The organism is Simplicispira sp. GW247-4R2A (genome assembly GCF_059424465.1).
The window spans coordinates 27,352-44,769 of the sequence record NZ_JBWKZM010000013.1 but is presented as its reverse complement, the minus strand read 5'-3'; the positions used below and the strand labels follow the sequence as shown (position 1 = coordinate 44,769).

The window sequence follows — 17,418 nt, the reverse complement described above, 5'->3', positions numbered from 1 at the left end:
CCGCGCGCGAGCGCAGGGGTTTTGCGAAGAAACAGAATGGAAGAAGGGGAATGCTTGGCCGGGATCAATCCCGCACCGGGCTTGGGTGCCGGGTCTGGGAAGCTGCCGACAAGGCCAGCAGCCTTGCATCCAGATCAATGCGCACCTCCGAGAGCAGTTCCAGCGCTTCGTCTTGCAGTTTGCCGGGAGCGGGATGCGAGCGCAAGGCGTTGTCTCGCCGCTGCATCAACGCCTGCAACTGCGGCGCGCAGAGCCGAACGACCGACTCGATGACCGCATCGACCTCGGAATACCCGGAGTCGAGCGCCATCGAGGAGAGCAGTTCCAGTGTCAGGTTTGCTCCCAGCATCAAATCGCCCGTGACCCAACTGTTCACCGTGAACAGCGAAATGGGCAAACCCTTGGCGTTGAACCCGATGGCGAGCAGGTGCCGTGTCTGCGGCTTGGCGGCTGGGTTGCCACACAACTCGGCAAACGCCCGTTCCGACCCTGACTGCAGTCGCCGGCCCCAGAGGGGCTTTCGGGCGAACAGGTGGATGTGCCCATGCTCTGCCGCGCCCGGCCGGTCTTCAGGGCTGTGCGAGTGGTAGAACCATTGGTAGCCGCTGGCCCGGTCGACAGCATCGTCTTGCGGGTAGTGGGCCCACTGCCTTGGTGCCTGGCCCGCCAGCAACCGGCCCAGCAGGTGCTCGCCGCGCGCCGCCATGCCCGCGTAGGCCTCCAGCAAGCGCAGCCCTGCTGCCGGCAAAAAGGCGCCCGACTTGGTTGGGCGCGGCGAGGCTTTCTGCATCAAGTTCAGCTCTTGGGCGCGCACTTGGGGCCGCACTTCGGAGCGCATTTAGGAGCGCACTTGCTGGCGCCGCACTTGGCAGCCTTCTTCACGGGGTACTTTTTTACGTGGCATTTCGCCGCCCCTTTGGCACCACATTTCGCCATGGCGCTGGGTGCGCATTTGGCTTGACCGGAGGTGTCCTGGGCTGCTGCGGGCAGTGCCAGTGTTGCAGCGGTCAATACGGCCAGCGAGGCCAGCGTCAGTTGGGTTTTCATACGGTTCTCCTGAATAGATGCGTGGTTGAGGACGTTCCTCCCCGGTTAAGAGAAGGCATCGTGGCCTTTGGGTTCGCGGAAAGAGAAAAAAGCCGGGCCTGCTGCAGGCAAAGCGATGTACCCAGCAACAAACCGTGCAAAAAATGTGGCTGGCCGCGAATCGTTTGGGCCGCCCACGGCCTCTTAATACGTGTTCACGGTCAACAGGAGGCGTCCCACGAAATCCAACCCGTTCGCTTGGCGCACGCTCATTGCCACAGGGCTCGCTTTGGCGGCCACCCTGGGGTTTGCCGGCCCCGATCCGGCGGCATCTACCATTCGCCCACCCGGCTACCAGCCTTTAAAGGGCCACGCCAAGGCTGGGATGGCGCTGTTCAACGACACGAAACTCTCCACGAACGGGATGTCCTGCGCGTCCTGCCATGCCAACCATGCGGCCTTTGGAGCAAGTTTTGCCCAACCGTACCCCCACACGGTAGCCATGGCCCGTGACCAGCTTGGCCGCAAAAGTGTGTACCTGGACGAGATGGTGCAAGCCTGCATGGTCATGCCCATGGCCGCCAGGCCGCTGCCCTGGAATTCCCAGGCGCTGGCCGATCTAACGGCCTACACCGCCGGGTTGCAAAAAACCTTCAAACCGGCGCATTAACTACCCACCCTCCAGGAGAACTCCATGAAACGATCCCAACCTCTTGTGGCCGCACTTGCTTTCTGCGCGGCAATGGCATCGGCCGCCGAACCCATGCCCTTCACCCAGCAAGCATTCGACCAGTTGGCCCACGATGGCAAGCCGGTGGTGGTCGATGTCTCGGCGACCTGGTGCCCGACCTGCAAGGCCCAGAAGCCCATCGTTGAGCGACTCTCCAAGCAAGCTGCTTACCAGGATGTGGCGATCCTGGCGGTGGACTTTGACGCTGACAAGGCTGTGCTCAAGCAATTCAAGGTCGCCATGCAAAGCACCTTGATCGCGTTCAAGGGCGGCCATGAAACAGGGCGCTCGGTCGGCGACACCACGCCTGCCGGCCTCGAAGCCCTCTTCAAGAAGGCGGCCCAGTAATGGCATTCGGGCTCGGCTCTTATGGCTTTGGCCTGCTGGCCGGGCTGCTGTCCACGCTGTCGCCTTGTGTGCTGCCGATCTTGCCGATTGTGTTGGCCTCCGCCACAGCGGCGCATCCCCGTGCGCCGCTCGCCCTCGCAGGCGGTCTGGCCCTCTCGTATGCCGCCATCGGCACACTGATCGCGTGGACGGGCTCGGCCATCGGCCTTGACACTTCCGCCTTTCGATCTGTCGGTGCCGCCCTCTTGGGGCTGCTCGGGCTCGTATTGATGTCCACCAGCCTGCAGCGGCGCTTTGCTTCGGCCACTTCCGGGATGGGCAATGGTGGCAACCACTTCATCTCCCGGCTCAACCTCAATGGCCTCAGCGGGCAGTTCATCATCGGCCTGGCATTGGGGGTGGTCTGGAGCCCTTGCGTAGGCCCGACACTCGGCGCCGCCATCGTGCTGGCCAGCCAGGGATCGCAGCTGCCGCAGGTCGCCTTGCTCATGGGCCTCTTTGGTCTCGGCGCGGCCATGCCGGTCATCGGCCTGGCCTCTCTCTCGCGTGCCGCCATGATGAAAGTGCGCGGCAAGCTGATGCAGGCAGGTAAAACCGGAAAAATCGTTCTGGGGGCCTTCATGGTGGCCATCGCCTTGCTGATCCTTACCGGAGCCGATAGGCCGCTGGAAGCCTGGCTGGTCGATCTGTCGCCGGCTTGGCTCACGGCATTGACCACGCGTTTTTGATGCGGCCTCCTGCCAGCCGAGACTGCGGCGGACACGCGGAGAGATTTTCTTCGGTCGCTTTCGAACCGTTTTGCCTGTTTAGCGCCTCTTATGAACAGGTTCTTGGGAACGGTGCCCTCGAACCTGAAACCGCCAAAGGAGATTGCAATGTTCTACGTGAAAAATGTCCCCCATTGGGAGCGCGGCCTGCGTTTGATCGTGGGGGTGATGGCCCTCGCTTTCGCCGCCATGAACTGGGGCGCGTCCGGCTGGGCCGTAGGCGCTGGCACCATCGGTGCCATGCTTGCCATGACCGGCCTGGTGGGGTTTTGCCCGATGTGCGCCATGGTTGGCCGCAAGCTCGACAAGAGGCCCTGAACCATGGCAGACGGTGTGGTGGAGCGGAACAACCTCATCCTGGCAGCCCAAACGGGCGATCCGGTTGCGATTTCGCGCCTGCTGGTGGTCTGTCAGGCGGACGCCCGCCGCTACGCCCGCCGGCATTGTCAAGTGAGCGACGTGGACGATGCCGTTCAGGAGTCGCTGCTGATCATCTTCCACAAGGTCAAGGGCCTCAAGGTTGCGGCCGCGTTTTCTTCGTGGCTGTTCACCGTCATCAAGCACGAATGCCGCAAGCTTGAACGCATGATGTTCAAGCACGATCCGCTGGAAGACGGTGTAGCGGAACAGCAGTTGGCGAGCCGCAGCGACGACGCTTTGCGAATCGACCTGGCGAACGCCCTTGAATCCTTGCCCGCCCATTACCTCGAAGTGGTCTTGTTGCGGGACTTTGAAGAGTTGTCGATCGCGGAAATCGCCGAGCGCCTTGGTGAGCAATCGGGTGCGGTCAAGAGCCGGCTGCACCGCGCCCGAGAACTCGTCCGGGAATACCTGCTCCATTCGGACAACTGAGCCGCCCGGGCACCAGACCTCACCTGGCGGCGCGTCCCGTAAAACCCAGCACCGCCTCCAGCATGCGCCGCACATGCGGCTGCACCTGCGCGGCGCGCTCGGGCAGGTAGGCAAACGGCAGCGCCTCCTGCATATAGCTGCACTGCGTCATCTCCAACTGCACGGCATGGATGCCCCGCGTCGGATCGCCGCAATGGCGCGTGATGTGGCCGCCCTTGAATCGGCCATTGAGCACGGCGGTATAGCCGGGCGCGCTCTGCGCGATGCGCAGCAGTTCCTGCGCCAGCGCCGGGGCGCAACTGGCGCCGTCGGCGGTGCCGAGGTTGAAGTCGGGCAGCTTGCCTTGAAAGAAGCGCGGCAGCACCGAGCGGATCGAGTGCGCGTCCCACAGCATGGCCACGCCGTGCGCCGCGCGGATGCGGTCGAGTTCGGCGCGCAGCTGCGCGTGGTAGGGCGCCCATATCGCTTCGCGGCGTGCGGCGATTTCGGCGGCATCGGGCAGGTCGCCGCGCACATAGAGCGGGGTTTCGTCGAAGGTATCCACCGGACACAGGCCGGTGACGTTCTGGCCGGGGTAGAGGCTGGCGCCGTCCGGCGGGCGGTTCAGGTCGATGACGTAGCGCGAATGCGTGGCGGCCAGGAGGGAAGCGCCCATGTCCTTGGCAAAGGCGTACAGGCGCTCCAGGTGCCAGTCGGTGTCGGGCACCGCGCGCGCCTCGGGAGCCAAGCGGTCCGCGAGCGGTGGCGGCAGGTACACGCCGCCGTGCGGGATGGAAATGAGCAGCGGCGCGCTGCCTTGGTGAAAGCTGAAGGGCGGTGGGGCGCCGGGGGTGTCGGTCATGGCGGGCTCCGGTAGTCAGGCGGCGGCTAACAGGGCCTGGCGCGTGGCAACGAAGGCGCGCGCGGCCGCGTCGTGCAGGGGGTGCCGGCCGGCCACCACGCGGGGCATGCCGCCCACCCACAGGCTGTGCAGTGCGCTGCCGCGCTGGCTGGCGAACACATGGGCGGCGAGCATGCGGTCGGCGTCGAGCCCGGCCAGGGCGACGTGCTGCGCGTCCAGCGCCAGCATATCGGCCTGCTGGCCGACGGCCAAGCCCGCCACCGGGCGCCCGGCCGCCTGCGCGCCGCCCCGCACCGCCTGCAGCATCGTAGCGGTGGCCACCTGGGCATGCGCGCGGCTGGCCAGCACGTTGCGCTGGCGCAGGTGCAGGCGCTGGCCGTATTCGAGCAGCATCAGCTCCTCGGCGGCGTTGACGCAGGCGTGGCTGTCCGAGCCCAGGCCCCAGGCGCCGCCTTGCCGCAGCCACCGCGGCATATCGAAAAGGCCGTCGCCCAAATTGGCCTCGGTGCTGGGACACAGGCCCGCCACGGCGCCGGTGCGCGCGGCGGCGGCGTATTCGGCAGGCGTCATGTGCGTGGCGTGCACCAGGCACCAGCGCGCGTCTACGGGCACGTGGTCCAGCAGCCACTGCACCGGGCGCTGGCCGCTCCAGGCGATGCAGTCCTCGACCTCTTGCGTCTGCTCGGCGATGTGGAGGTGGATGGGCGCGTGCGCATCCAGCGCGGTGATGCCGGCGACCGCCTCGCGCAGGCTCTCCGGCGGCACGGCGCGCAAGGAATGTGGAGCCAAGCCCAAAACAGCCCCTTGCGCATGTGTGGCGGGCGCAAGCTGCTTCAATAAAGAGAGCATATTGCCGGTGCTGCGCAGGAATCGGGCCTGGTCGGCGCGCGGGGCCTGGCCGCCAAAGCCGCTGCTCTGGTAGAGCACGGGCAGCAGTGTCATGCCGATGCCCGCCGTGCGCGCGGCGCGCAGCAGCGCCAGGGAGAGCGCGGTGTCGTCGGCATAGGGCTTTCCGCCCTGGCCGTGGTGCAGGTAGTGGAACTCGCACACCGAGGTGTAGCCGGCCTCCAGCATTTCCACGTACAGCCAGGTGGCAATCGCCTCCAGGCTCTCGGGCGTGATGTGGGCGGCAAAGCGGTACATGAGCCGGCGCCAGCTCCAGAAGCTGTCCTGGCCACCCTCGGGATGGGGGGCGCGGTACTCGGTGAGCCCGGCAAAGGCGCGCTGGAAGGCGTGCGAATGCAGGTTGGGCATGCCGGGCAGCAGTGGGCCGGGCGCCACGGGCACGCCGGCGGGCGGGGCGGCGCCCACGCTGACCTGGGTGATGCGCCCGCTGGCGTCCCACTGCAGCAGCACCTGGCGCGCCCAGCCGCTGGGCAGCAGGGCATCGTTTGCAAAGAGGTGGCCACCAGCGGCGGGTTTAGACGCCATGGCGCGCTCCTTGTGGGGCAACGCTCGCCGCGCCCAGCACCACCTGCCCCTGGCGCACGATGGTGCGCGCGGGTTGGTGACCGAACCAGTAAGCCAGTTCGGCTGCTTCGGCAAAGGGCCAGAGCACGAAGTTGGCTGGGCGGCCGGCGGCCAGCAGGCCATGCGTGTCCTGCAGGCCCAGCGCGCGCGCTGCGTGCGTGGTGATGCCCATCAGCGCCTCGGGCACCGTCAGGCGGAACAGCGTGCAGGCCATGTTGGCCATGAGCAGCAGGCTCAGGCAGGGCGAGGTGCCGGGGTTGTGGTCGGTGGACACGGCCATGGGCACGCCTGCGGCGCGCAGTTGCGCAATGGGCGGCAAGTGCGTATCGCGCAGCGTGTAGTAAGCGCCGGGCAGCAGCACGGCGACGGTGCCAGCGGCTTTCATGGCGGCGATGCCTTCGGCAGATAGATGCTCGATATGGTCGCACGACAGCGCGCCGTAGCGCGCCGCCAGCGTGGCACCGCCCATGTCCGAGAGCTGCTCGGCGTGCAGCTTGACGGGCAGGCCCAGCGCCTGGGCGGCGCGAAACACCTGCTCGGTCTCGGCCAGCGTGAAGGCGATGCGTTCGCAGAACACATCGACCGCGTCGACCAGCCCTTCGGCGGCCAGCGCGGGCAGCATCTCATGGCACACCCGATCGATGTAGTCCTGGCTGCCACCGGGCTGGCCGGCGTATTCGGGCGGCAGCGCGTGCGCGCCGAGGAAGGTGGTGCGCACCGTCACGCCATACGCTTCGCCCAGCCGCCGGGCGACGCGCAGCTGCTTGCGTTCGTGCGCCAGCGCCAGGCCGTAGCCGGACTTGATCTCGATGGCGCACACGCCCTCGGCCAGCAGCGCCTGCAGGCGCGGCTCGGCCAGGGCAAAGAGTTCGTCTTCCGACGCCTCGCGCGTCGCGCGCACGGACGAGGCGATGCCGCCTCCGGCCATGGCCACTTCCTCGTACGTGGCGCCAGCCAGGCGCATGGCGAACTCATGGGCCCGCTGGCCGCCGTAGACGAGATGGGTGTGGCAGTCCACCAGGCCGGGCATGGCCAGGGCGCCGCCGCCGTCCCACTGCGGCAGCGCGGCGTAGGCGGCGGGGACGGCGCCCGTGGGGCCCGCCCAGCGCAGCAGGCCGCCTTGCACCACCAGCGCGGCCAGTTCCCCGGCGGGCAGCTCCCTATCGCAGGCGGTGAGTTCGGGTATCGGGCGCAGGTTGCGCCAGACACCGTCGGCGGAGGTGGCATTGGGTTTCATACGGAGCTTTTGATATTATTTTTATAGCTACTCGCGCTTACTGCATAAGCGCTAAAGGCTATTTTTATATATATTTTTGCCTCGCTGCGGCCGCGCCCACGTTTCCGGCAATGGGGTCAGCGCACGGGTTTCGCTGCGCGAAAGCGTGGTTCGACCCCATGGCCTGCCTCGCTGGGCGCGCATCGGGCTCCAATCGCACGTGCAGGAGTACGTGGTCCGGCCCGCTGGCATCCGGCGCGGCGCGCCAGCCGCAATCCCCATCGGCCCACCACAGGCCGGTATGCGGCGCCAGCTCCAGCGACTCGCCCGGCGCAGCGGGCGCCACGGTCCAGCGGCCCTGGACCGCCAGCAACAGGCCGGCTGGCCGTGCCGGCAACACCGCCGGACCGCGCAGCACCTGCACCGCACCCTGCCAGCGGCCCCGGCGCGTCATCAGGTTGAAGTCGGTGGACGTGCCGCCCAGCAAGTCGCACTCCATGCCGCCATCGCCTGCAAAGGCAAAGGGTTGCAGCGGCTGGTCCAAACGGTGGTCGATGCCGGTGCCCGGCTGGCGCAGGTGCACGCCATCGCCCGTGAGCAGCGTGATGATCCGGTCCACCCCGGCAAAGCGCGAGAACGGTCCGCTCTGTGCAATCGTGGCCACGCTCACCCGCCAATCGAACTGCTCCATGTCGGCGCCGGCCGGCCAGCAGGCGAGTTCGCGGGTGGCGCCGCCGCCGTTTTTCCACGGCGTGGGGGCGATGGTGGTCAGGTCAAAGCGCTGCATGGCCGGGTTCCTTCACCATGGGGAGCTTCAGCCCCTGCCGCTTCGCCGTCTCCACCGCCAGTTCGTAGCCGGCGTCCGCATGGCGCATCACGCCGCTGCCGCAGTCGTTGACCAGCACGCGCGCCAGGCGCTCGGCTGCCGCATCGGTACCGTCGGCGACGATGACCATGCCCGCGTGCTGCGAATAGCCCATGCCCACGCCGCCGCCGTGGTGCAGGCTGACCCAGGTGGCGCCGCCTGCGGTGTTGAGCAGGGCGTTGAGCAGCGGCCAGTCGCTCACCGCATCCGTGCCGTCGCGCATACCCTCGGTCTCGCGGTTGGGGCTGGCGACCGAGCCGGTGTCGAGGTGGTCGCGGCCGATCACGATGGGGGCCTTGAGCTCACCGCTTTTCACCATCTCGTTGAAGGCCAGGCCCGCCTTGTCGCGCTCGCCCAGACCCAGCCAGCAGATTCGGGCCGGCAGGCCCTGGAAGGCGATGCGTTCGCGCGCCATGTCGAGCCAGCGGTGCAGCGGCTTGTTGTGCGGGAACAGTTCCTTGAGCTTGGCGTCGGTCTTGTCGATGTCCTCCGGGTCGCCCGAGAGCGCCACCCAGCGAAACGGCCCCTTGCCTTCGCAGAACAGCGGCCGGATATAGGCGGGCACGAAGCCGGGGAAGTCAAAGGCGTTTTTCACGCCGGCATCGAACGCCACCTGGCGGATGTTGTTGCCGTAGTCCACGGTGGGAATGCCCATGGCCTGGAAGTCCAGCATGGCCTGCACGTGCACGGCGCAGGATTGGGAGGCCGCTTTGGTCAGCGCGGCGTGCTGTGCAGGGTCTTTTTGCGCGGCGCGCCACTCTGCCACGCTCCAGCCGCTGGGCAGGTAGCCGTTGATGAGGTCGTGCGCCGAGGTCTGGTCGGTCACCAAATCGGGGCGCATGCCGCCCGCCTGGGCGCGGCGCACCAGTTCGGGAACGGTGTCGGCGGCATTGCCCAGCAGGGCAATGGAGACAGCCTCCTTGGCCGCCGTGTACTGCGCGATGAGTTCCAGCGCGTGGTCGATGTCACGCGCCTGCTTGTCCACATAGCGGGTGCGCAGGCGAAAGTCGATGCTGCTTTGCTGGCATTCGATGGTCAGCGAGCAGGCGCCGGCCAGCGTGGCGGCCAGCGGCTGCGCGCCGCCCATGCCGCCCAGGCCGGCGGTGAGAATCCACTTGCCGGCCAGGTTGTTGTCGTAATGCTGTCGGCCCGCCTCGACAAAGGTCTCGAAGGTGCCCTGCACGATGCCCTGGCTGCCGATGTAGATCCAGCTACCGGCCGTCATCTGGCCGTACATGAACAGGCCCTTGCGGTCGAGTTCATTGAAATGCTCCCAGTTCGCCCACTTGGGCACCAGGTTGGAGTTGGCGATCAGCACGCGCGGCGCGTTCTCGTGCGTCTTGAACACGCCCACGGGCTTGCCCGACTGCACCAGCAGGGTTTCGTCGCTGTTGAGGTCTTTGAGCGAGGCGAGGATCTGGTCAAAGCACTCCCAGTTGCGCGCGGCGCGGCCAATGCCGCCGTAGACCACGAGATCCTGCGGGCGCTCTGCCACCTCGGGGTCCAGGTTGTTCTGGATCATGCGGTAGGCGGCTTCGATGAGCCAGTTTTTGCAATGCAACTGGGTGCCGCGCGGCGCGCGGAGCACGCGGCTGGCGTCAAAGCGGGGGGCGTTGGACGTTGCGGAGAGGATGGCGTCGTTGGCGTTCATGGGGGGCTCCTTGGGGTATTGGGTTCAGGCGTGGCTGGGCAGGCAGTGCAGCAACGGTGCAGGCCAGGTGGACTGCTGCGCCCATTCGCGCATGGACTCGATGTCGGGTGCGAGGAAACGGTCCTGCTCCAGGTAGGCCACACGCTCGCGGATCGCGGCGAACTGGGCTTCGATGAGGGGTGAACTCTTGAGCGAGCGATCAAATTCCATGCCTTGTGCGGCCGCCATGGCCTCGATGCCGACTACCACGGCCGTATTGCGCACCATGTCGGCGAGGCGGCGCGCGCCATAGGTGGCCATGGACACATGGTCTTCCTGGTTGGCCGAGGTGGGTAGGCTGGTCACGCTGCTGGGGTTGGCCAGGCATTGGTTTTCGGCCGCCAGGGCAGCGGCGGTGACCTGGGCAATCATGAAACCGGAGTTGACGCCGCTCTCCAGGATGAGGAAGGCCGGCAGGCCCGAGAGGCCCGGGTCCAGCAGCAAGGACAGGCGCCGCTCGGAGATCGCGCCGATTTCGGCCACGGCCAGCGCAATGATGTCGGCCACGAAGGCCACCGGCTCGGCGTGGAAATTGCCGCCGGAGATCACATCGCCATTGCTGAACACCAACGGGTTGTCGGACGCCGCATTCGCTTCAATGGTCAGCACGCGTGCGGCGTGGTGCAGGTTGTCCAGGCACGCGCCCATCACCTGCGGCACGCAGCGGATCGAATACGGGTCCTGCACGCGGCCGCAGTGCGGGTGCGAGGGGTCGATGGCGCTGCCGTCCAGCAGCGCACGCACGGCAGCGGCCACGGCGATCTGCCCGGCCTGGCCGCGCGCTTCGTGGATGCGCGCGTCAAACGGCTTGACCGACCCCTTGATGGCTTCCAGCGACAGGCAGCCTGCCACCAGCGCGGCGGCGAACACATCTTCCGCCCCAAACAGCCCCGCCAGCGCGAGCGCGGTGGACACCTGCGTGCCATTGAGCAGCGCCAGCCCTTCCTTGGGGCCGAGCACGAAGGGCTCCAAGCCCACGGCCGCCATGGCGGCCTTGCCGGAAACGATCTTGCCATTGAGCTTGGCCTGGCCCTCGCCAATCAGCACGCAGGCCAGGTGCGCCAGCGGCGCCAGGTCGCCCGAGGCACCCACCGAGCCCTTGGCGGGGATGACGGGCAACACATTGGCGTTGGCCAGCGCCAGCAACGCCTCGGCGATTTCAGGGCGTATGCCCGAATGCCCGCGCGCCAGACTGATGGCCTTGGTCGCCAGGATGAGGCGCACCACAGCATCGGGCAGGGCATCGCCCGTGCCCACGCTGTGCGAGAGCACCAGGTTGCGCTGCAGCTCGGCCAGGCGCTCGTGGGCGATCTTCGTGCTGGCGAGCTTGCCAAAACCGGTGTTGATGCCGTAGACCACCAGGTCTTCGTCGACGATGCGCTGCACCGTGGTGTGCGCCGCCTGCATGCCCGCGCGCGCCGCTGGGTCCAGGCGCAGAGGCAGCGGCGCGGCATGGATACGGCGCAGCTCGGCCAGCGTGACTTTGCCGGGGTGCAAGGTGAGGGTGTTGGTAGCGGGCATGGCAATCATCCTGTCTATACAAGTAACCGTCAAAAAAATAGGGGTGTGGCCTATGCGGCCACGGGGTTGCCGTCGGTGCGAAAGCGGCTGCCCAGGCGGTAGCGTGAGGCCGGGTGCAGGCAGTGCACCACGGTGACGGGAACGCCGCGCGACCAGGTGCGCCGCGTGAGCAGCAGGCAAGGCTCGGTGGCGGGCATTTCGAGCAAAGCGGCCTGTTCAGGGCTGGGCAGCACGGCGTCGACCATGTGCTCCATCTGGTCGAAGGGCACGTTGCGCACCAGGTATTCAGAGGGGGGCGTCGCTTCAAAGTCCTGGGCGATGAAGCCCGGCGCCAGCCGAGGGTTGACATGCCGGTCTTCAAGCTGCACCGGGACACCGTTTTCGCGGTGCAGGCACAGGGTGTGAAACACGGGCGTGCCCTTGCGCACGTCCAGCGCCGTCGCCACCGCCCGCGTGGCGCCGGTGCGCTCTACGGTCAGCACATCGCAGCGGTAGGCGTGCCCACGCTGGCGGATTTCGCTGGCCAGATTGGCAATCTGCAGCAGGGTGGATTGGGGCTTGTCTTCGGCCACAAAGCTGCCCACGCCGGCGATGCGAACGATGCGGCCTTCGGCCACCAGATCGCGCAGGGCGCGGTTGACCGTCATGCGCGAAATGCCGAACTGCGCCACCAGTTCATGCTCGGAAGGCAGCCGGTCGCCGGCCCGCCAAACACCTTGCTGCACTTTGCGCACGATGAAATCCTTGACCTGCTCGTACAGCGCCAGCGTGGGCGCGGCAGCAGGCGCGCTGGTCTGGCTGCGGACGGTGGTGGAGGCGCGGGGCGAGCGGGCGAGGGTCATGGCGGCGTTTGCTTGTCTATACAGGTTAGTCGAATCTGGATCTGGCTGTCAACCCTCGGAATCCCCGGCAGGGTGGCGCTACGCCCTAGTGTCGTGAGTTGAAAGTTCGTTTCAGAAAGCTGCCGAGAATCGCCGCCTTGCCTGACGACGATTTCGACAGCGTTACTTTTTCAACCTACTTCCAACTCACGACACTTTGCACCGGCAGCACCACCCGCACCGCCAGCCCTGGCCCGGCATTGCGCAGCTCCAGCCGCCCGCCGTGCGCCTGCGCCACCAGGCGGCACAGATACAACCCCAGCCCCACGCCGCCGGTGGCGCGCTGGCGGGCGCTGTCGGGGCGGTAGAAGGCCTGGGCCAACTGCGCCAGGTGTTCGGGCGGCACGCCGGGGCCGTGGTCGCGCACTTCGATTTCCAGCTCCGTGCCTTGCACACGCAGGTGCAGCTCGGGTGGCAGCGTGGCGCTGTCGCCAGGGTTCTGGCCGAAATGGTGGCTGTGGCGCAAGGCGTTGTCCAGCAGGTTGCGCAGCAGCAGGCGCATGCGGGCGCGGTCAAGGGCCAACACCGGAAGCGCCGACGGTGCCTGCATGCGGATGGCTGCCGCTCCGGCATGGCGGTTGCCCAGTTCGGTAACCACCTCATGGGCCAGGTCCACCAGGTCCACCGGCTCGCGGTGCAACGCGGCATGGCTGCCGGCCAGGCGCTCGCTTTCCAGCAGGTCGGTGATAAGGCGTGCCATCTCGCCCAGATCGCGCAGCAGGGCCTGGCGCGGGGCGTCGGCGCCTGTGGCGTCGGGCAGCAGCTCGGCGTTCAGGCGGGCGCGCGTCAGCGGGCTGCGCAGTTCGTGGCTCATGGCCAGCAGCAGTGCGCGCTTGGCGTCGAGCATCTGGTGGATGTCGCTGCCCATGGTGTTGATGGTGGCAGCCAGTTGGCCCAGTTCGTCGGGCTTGTTCGCGCAGCGCACCGGGATGGGCTGTTCGAAGCGGCCCGCGCCAAAGCGCTCGGCGCCGGCACGGATCTCGTCGAGCGGGCGCAGCAGGCGGCGCACATACAGGTAAGCCAGCGCGGTGAGCAGCAGCAGCGCGGCGAGTGTGATCCAGGCGATGCGCGGGCGCTGCTGCCAAATCTGCATGTTCAGGCCAAACTCCAGCCGGTGGCCGTCCGGGGTGGTGCGCACCAGCAGGTTTTCGCCATCGCCACCATGGCGCAGGGCCGGCTCGCGCGCCCAGCCGGGCGGCGGCAGGCCTTGGCCGGCCGCGCCGGGCTGCGAGTCCCAGTTCACCTGTGGTCCCGAGATGCGCAGCGTGATCGGCAGGCGCGCGGTGATGGCCTGGGCGCGCGCGATGCTGGGCGGGCTGCCCACTTCGCGCGCCAGGTGGTCCACGTAGTCGATCAGCAGCGGGCGGGCCGCCTCGCGCCAGCCGACCGCCACGGCCTTTTGCACGCCGCCGATGAAGGTGACGGCCATGGCCAGCGCCAGCGCCACAAACACCAGTACCAGGTGCAGGCGCAGCGACCGATGCACGGCCTGGCGTGCCCGGCGGTGCCAGGGCGCCCGGCCCGCATGCCGCCGCGCGTGCCGCCCTGTCTCCCGCCGCCTCATGTCGGCAGCCGGCGCAGGGCCAGCGTGTAACCGGCGTTGCGCAGCGTTTTGATGGCGTCCAGCGGCTCGAGCTTCTTGCGCAAGCGGCTGACCACGATGTCGACCGCGCGGGTGTACAGCTCGGCCTCGTGGCCGCGCAACTGGTTGAGGATGTCGTCGCGGCTCAGCACCCGCCCGGCACTCTGTGCGAGCAGGTGCAGCAGGTCGAATTCGGTGCCGGTCAGCTCCACCTCGCGGCCCAGGCATTGCACGCTGCGGCGCGCGGGGTCAAGGCGCAGGCCCTCGAATTCCAGCACGCCTTGTGCCTCTTGTGCATCGCCCGGTCCGGCCGGCTTCATGCGGCGCAGCACGGTTTGCAGGCGGGCGACGAGTTCGCGCGGCTCAAAGGGCTTGGGCAAATAGTCGTCGGCGCCGAGTTCGAGGCCGACCACGCGGTCCATCACCTCGCCGCGCGCGGTGAGCATGATGAGAGGGATGTCGCTGGTCCGCCGAATGCTGCGGCACAGCTCGAAGCCGTCCATCTCGGGCAGCATCACGTCGAGGATGGCGGCGTCAAAGCCCCCTTGACCCGGACCTTCCAGCAGCGCCAGGCCTTCGCTTGGCCGCAGCGCCTGCACCAGTTTCAGCTCGTAGCGCTGGAAGTAGGTGGCCAGCGGCGGGCCGAGCTGTTCGTCGTCGTCGATGAGCAGGATGCGGTGCATGGTGCGTGAATTCTCGCTTCATCGTGGAACCATTCCATTCCCAGATCAAGCGTAAAGCCGGTGGTGGCGCAGGATCAGGCTGCGCAGGCGCCGCTGGCTTTGTGCAGCCAGCGTGTCGAAGCAATCCGCCGCCGACAGCAGCGCCGGCAGCGTGCGTGCCGCCTGTTCGGGCTGGTGCGCCGCCAGCCCCAGCGCATGCACGCGGTCAAAGCGCGGCCCCCAGACGAGGGCCAGCAACTCCGCATGCGGCTGGGGCACCCCATTGAACAAGGCGGGGCCGACTTCGCGCAGGCCCTGCGTCAGGCGCTGCAGGCTGGTGTGATGCGCAGGCATGGCGTTGCCTCAGCCCCGGTGGCGCATCCAGCCGCGGCGCTTGCTCATCATGTCGCGCACCTGGGCTTGCTGCTCGGGCTTCAGACTGTCGTAGAAGTCGCCCATGGCGGCAATCACCTCGGGGCTGCCGGCCTGCACGGCGCGCACCTTGACGTCCACCAGCGCCTGCGCGCCCGCGCGGTCAAATGTGGCCCCTGTCACCAGGGCTTGAAGGGCCTCGCGCGGGTTGGTGGCATCGCCCATGAAGGCCTTGCGCTGGGCCTGCAGCGTGTCGGCCAGGTGTTCGAGCTTTTGCTTTTGCGCGGCGTCCAGTTCGAGCTTGCTGCCAACACGCTCAAGCGCCTTGCCGCGCATCTCGGTGAGGCTTTGCTCGTCCATGGGGCCGCGGTGCCAGCCGTGTCCGCTGGAGCAGGCCGACAGGCCGCCCACCAGCAGCGAGGCGCCGAGCATGCCGAACAGGGTTCTCTTGATCCAGGGGTTCATCGCGATGTCCTCTTCAATCAGGGTGTGAATCGAAGGACCGATGGTGCACAGTGGCCGGCCGCGCGTCATCTCGGGGCGGTTTCGGTTTATTTCGCTTTGTATCGGACCCGCACCGTCTGCCGATAATCGGGGGCGCCAGCCGTGCGCTGGGCCTGGGCGCTTGCACTGAATTTTTATATAAAATCGGCCTCTAGCGCTTATCCAGTAAGCACTATCAGCTATCAATCAAAGAGCAAACCGTTTGTCTGCCGCGCATTCCATCCTGAAAGAAGTCTTTGGCTACGAAGCCTTTCGTGGCCCGCAGGAAGCCATCGTTGACCATGTGATTGGTGGCGGCGACGCGCTGGTGCTCATGCCCACGGGCGGCGGCAAAAGCCTGTGCTACCAGGTGCCGGCCATCGTGCGCCAGCAGCAGGGCCGCGGCGTGGCCATCGTCGTCTCGCCGTTGATCGCGCTGATGCACGACCAGGTCGGTGCGCTGCATGAGGCCGGGGTCGATGCCGCCTTCCTCAACTCCAGCCTCGGCTACGACGAAGCGCAAGACGTGGAACTGCGCCTGCAGACCGGCGGCATCACCCTGCTGTACGCCGCGCCCGAGCGCCTGAACACGCCGCGCTTTCTGGGCCTGCTGGACGACCTGTACGCGCAGGGCAAGCTGAGCCTGTTCGCCATCGATGAGGCGCACTGCGTGAGCCAGTGGGGCCACGACTTCCGGCCCGAATACCGCGCGCTCACCGTGCTGCACCAGCGCTTTCCTGGCGTGCCGCGCATTGCGCTGACCGCCACGGCCGACGCGCTCACCCGCGAAGACATCGTCGAGCGGCTGCAGTTGCAAGAGGCGCGCCTTTTCATCAGCAGCTTTGATCGCCCCAATATCCGCTACCGCATTGAAGAAAAGAAAGACGTCACCACCCAACTGCTGCGCTTCATCGAGCGCGAGCACGCGGGCGAAGCGGGCGTGGTGTATTGCCAGTCGCGCAAACGCGTGGACGAGCTGGCCGCCACGCTGGCCGGCGCGGGCGTCAACGCCTTGCCTTACCACGCGGGGCTGGACGGTGCGGTGCGCAAAAAGCACCAGGACCGCTTTCTGCGCGAAGAAGGCATCGTCATGGTGGCCACCATTGCCTTTGGCATGGGCATCGACAAGCCCGACGTGCGCTTTGTGGCGCACGTGGACATGCCCAAGAACATCGAGGGCTACTACCAGGAAACCGGCCGCGCCGGCCGCGACGGCCTGCCCGCCGACGCCTGGATGGCCTACGGCCTCGCCGACGTGGTGAACCAGCGCCGCATGATCGACGAGAGCCCGGCGGGCGAGGAATTCAAAGCCGGGCTGCGCGGCAAGCTTGACGCCCTGCTGGCGCTGGCGGAGGCGACCGACTGCCGGCGCGTGCGGCTGCTGGCGTACTTTGGCGAAGCCTCCACGCCGTGCGGCAATTGCGACAATTGTTTGACGCCCCCTGCGGTGTGGGATGCGACCGACGCGGCCCGCAAGCTGCTCTCGACCATCTACCGGGTCCAGCAAGCCAGCCACATTGGTTTTGGCGCAGGGCACTTGATGGACGTGCTGCGCGGCAAACCCACCGACAAGGTCACCCAGTTCGGCCACGACAAGCTCAGCACCTTTGGGTTGGGCGCCGATTTATCGGAACAGCAACTGCGCGGCGTGCTGCGCCAGCTCGTTGCCACTGGGGCGGTCGGACTCCAAAAAGTGCAAATGGACAACGGCCACAGCTTTGACACCCTGGCGCTGACCGATGCATCACGTTCCGTGCTGCGCGGCGAAGTGCCCGTGCGCCTGCGCGAAACCGTCGCTGCCGCCCCTGGCGAGCGCAAACGCCGCCGCAGCCCCGCCGGCACCCTGCCGCCGGCCGCCGCCTCGCTGGACCAGGCCGCCCAGGTGCGCTTCATCAACCTCAAGGCCTGGCGCGCCGAAGTGGCGCGCGAGCATGGCCTGCCCGCCTACGTCATCTTCCACGACGCCACGCTGGCGGCGATTGCCGAGCGCTGCCCGGCGACGCTCGCGGATTTGCAGGGGATCAGCGGCATGGGAGCGAAGAAGCTGGAGGCGTATGGGGCGGAGGTGCTGCGGGTGTGTGGGGGGTAATGGCCACTTCGCCGCATGCGCCA

At 67.4% G+C, this 17,418-nt stretch carries 18 protein-coding genes and 1 pseudogene; 6 read left to right on the top strand and 13 right to left on the bottom strand.

Going from position 1 to position 17,418, the window contains the following annotated elements:
- Window positions 1-64: 64 nt before the first annotated feature.
- Both AC07ZH_RS10510 and AC07ZH_RS10505 read right to left on the bottom strand, forming a co-directional pair.
- Window positions 65-790: a DUF6969 family protein gene (locus AC07ZH_RS10510; RefSeq protein WP_495199679.1), complete on the bottom strand. Its 726-nt coding sequence runs from the start codon at window positions 788-790 to the stop codon at window positions 65-67.
- A gap of 5 nt (window positions 791-795) precedes the next feature.
- Complete coding sequence (locus AC07ZH_RS10505) at window positions 796-1,047, bottom strand: hypothetical protein (protein ID WP_119109564.1); 252 nt, start codon at window positions 1,045-1,047, stop codon at window positions 796-798.
- Between the two features lie 268 nt (window positions 1,048-1,315).
- Between AC07ZH_RS10505 and AC07ZH_RS10500 the strand changes: the two genes are divergently transcribed.
- The 5 genes from AC07ZH_RS10500 (at window position 1,316) to AC07ZH_RS10480 (ending at window position 3,723) form a co-directional block, all read left to right on the top strand.
- Window positions 1,316-1,696, top strand: coding sequence for a cytochrome c peroxidase (locus AC07ZH_RS10500; RefSeq protein WP_495199678.1), 381 nt, complete (start codon window positions 1,316-1,318; stop codon window positions 1,694-1,696).
- 24 nt (window positions 1,697-1,720) lie between these two features.
- Window positions 1,721-2,104, top strand: a complete 384-nt coding sequence (locus AC07ZH_RS10495; protein WP_119109562.1) for a thioredoxin family protein — start codon at window positions 1,721-1,723, stop codon at window positions 2,102-2,104.
- Window positions 2,104-2,832 (top strand): cytochrome c biogenesis CcdA family protein, encoded by a 729-nt coding sequence (locus tag AC07ZH_RS10490; protein ID WP_495199677.1) that lies wholly within the window; start codon window positions 2,104-2,106, stop codon window positions 2,830-2,832. The genes AC07ZH_RS10495 and AC07ZH_RS10490 overlap by 1 nt, the downstream gene beginning before the upstream one ends.
- A 147-nt stretch (window positions 2,833-2,979) precedes the next feature.
- On the top strand, window positions 2,980-3,189 hold the full coding sequence (locus AC07ZH_RS10485; protein WP_119109667.1) for a YgaP family membrane protein: 210 nt from the start codon (window positions 2,980-2,982) through the stop codon (window positions 3,187-3,189).
- Between the two features lie 3 nt (window positions 3,190-3,192).
- Window positions 3,193-3,723: an RNA polymerase sigma factor gene (locus AC07ZH_RS10480; RefSeq protein WP_119109560.1), complete on the top strand. Its 531-nt coding sequence runs from the start codon at window positions 3,193-3,195 to the stop codon at window positions 3,721-3,723.
- 19 nt (window positions 3,724-3,742) lie between these two features.
- On the opposite strand, the gene hutG is transcribed toward AC07ZH_RS10480, so the two are convergent.
- From hutG to AC07ZH_RS10425, 11 genes and pseudogenes are all read right to left on the bottom strand, one after another.
- Entirely contained in the window at window positions 3,743-4,564 is an 822-nt protein-coding gene (gene hutG, locus AC07ZH_RS10475) for an N-formylglutamate deformylase (RefSeq protein WP_119109559.1), read from the bottom strand.
- Between the two features lie 15 nt (window positions 4,565-4,579).
- A complete protein-coding gene (locus tag AC07ZH_RS10470) occupies window positions 4,580-5,995 on the bottom strand; it encodes a formimidoylglutamate deiminase (RefSeq protein ID WP_495199676.1) in 1,416 nt (471 codons plus the stop codon).
- Entirely contained in the window at window positions 5,985-7,271 is a 1,287-nt protein-coding gene (hutI, locus tag AC07ZH_RS10465) for an imidazolonepropionase (RefSeq protein WP_495199675.1), read from the bottom strand. The genes AC07ZH_RS10470 and hutI overlap by 11 nt, the downstream gene beginning before the upstream one ends.
- A 220-nt stretch (window positions 7,272-7,491) precedes the next feature.
- Window positions 7,492-8,037: pseudogene (locus AC07ZH_RS10460) on the bottom strand (HutD/Ves family protein); the annotation flags it as partial.
- Window positions 8,024-9,766 (bottom strand): urocanate hydratase, encoded by a 1,743-nt coding sequence (gene hutU / locus AC07ZH_RS10455; RefSeq protein ID WP_495199674.1) that lies wholly within the window; start codon window positions 9,764-9,766, stop codon window positions 8,024-8,026. The gene hutU and the pseudogene AC07ZH_RS10460, both read right to left, overlap by 14 nt.
- A 24-nt stretch (window positions 9,767-9,790) precedes the next feature.
- A complete protein-coding gene (hutH, locus tag AC07ZH_RS10450) occupies window positions 9,791-11,326 on the bottom strand; it encodes a histidine ammonia-lyase (protein ID WP_495199673.1) in 1,536 nt (511 codons plus the stop codon).
- Between the two features lie 50 nt (window positions 11,327-11,376).
- Window positions 11,377-12,168: a histidine utilization transcriptional repressor HutC gene (gene hutC / locus AC07ZH_RS10445; RefSeq protein WP_495199672.1), complete on the bottom strand. Its 792-nt coding sequence runs from the start codon at window positions 12,166-12,168 to the stop codon at window positions 11,377-11,379.
- Between the two features lie 175 nt (window positions 12,169-12,343).
- Window positions 12,344-13,771 carry a sensor histidine kinase gene (locus AC07ZH_RS10440; protein ID WP_495199671.1) on the bottom strand — a complete coding sequence of 476 codons (1,428 nt, stop codon included), beginning with the start codon at window positions 13,769-13,771 and terminating at the stop codon, window positions 12,344-12,346.
- Window positions 13,768-14,472 (bottom strand): response regulator transcription factor, encoded by a 705-nt coding sequence (locus AC07ZH_RS10435; protein ID WP_495199670.1) that lies wholly within the window; start codon window positions 14,470-14,472, stop codon window positions 13,768-13,770. Before AC07ZH_RS10435 ends, AC07ZH_RS10440 begins: the two co-directional genes overlap by 4 nt.
- A 45-nt stretch (window positions 14,473-14,517) precedes the next feature.
- Complete coding sequence (locus tag AC07ZH_RS10430; RefSeq protein ID WP_495199669.1) at window positions 14,518-14,805, bottom strand: hypothetical protein; 288 nt, start codon at window positions 14,803-14,805, stop codon at window positions 14,518-14,520.
- A gap of 9 nt (window positions 14,806-14,814) precedes the next feature.
- The gene (locus tag AC07ZH_RS10425) at window positions 14,815-15,288 is read right to left on the bottom strand and encodes a Spy/CpxP family protein refolding chaperone (protein ID WP_495199668.1); all 474 of its coding nucleotides are present in this window, start codon (window positions 15,286-15,288) and stop codon (window positions 14,815-14,817) included.
- A 241-nt stretch (window positions 15,289-15,529) separates the two neighbouring features.
- Between AC07ZH_RS10425 and recQ the strand changes: the two genes are divergently transcribed.
- Window positions 15,530-17,395 (top strand): DNA helicase RecQ, encoded by a 1,866-nt coding sequence (recQ, locus tag AC07ZH_RS10420; RefSeq protein WP_495199667.1) that lies wholly within the window; start codon window positions 15,530-15,532, stop codon window positions 17,393-17,395.
- The last annotated feature ends 23 nt before the right edge of the window (window positions 17,396-17,418 follow it).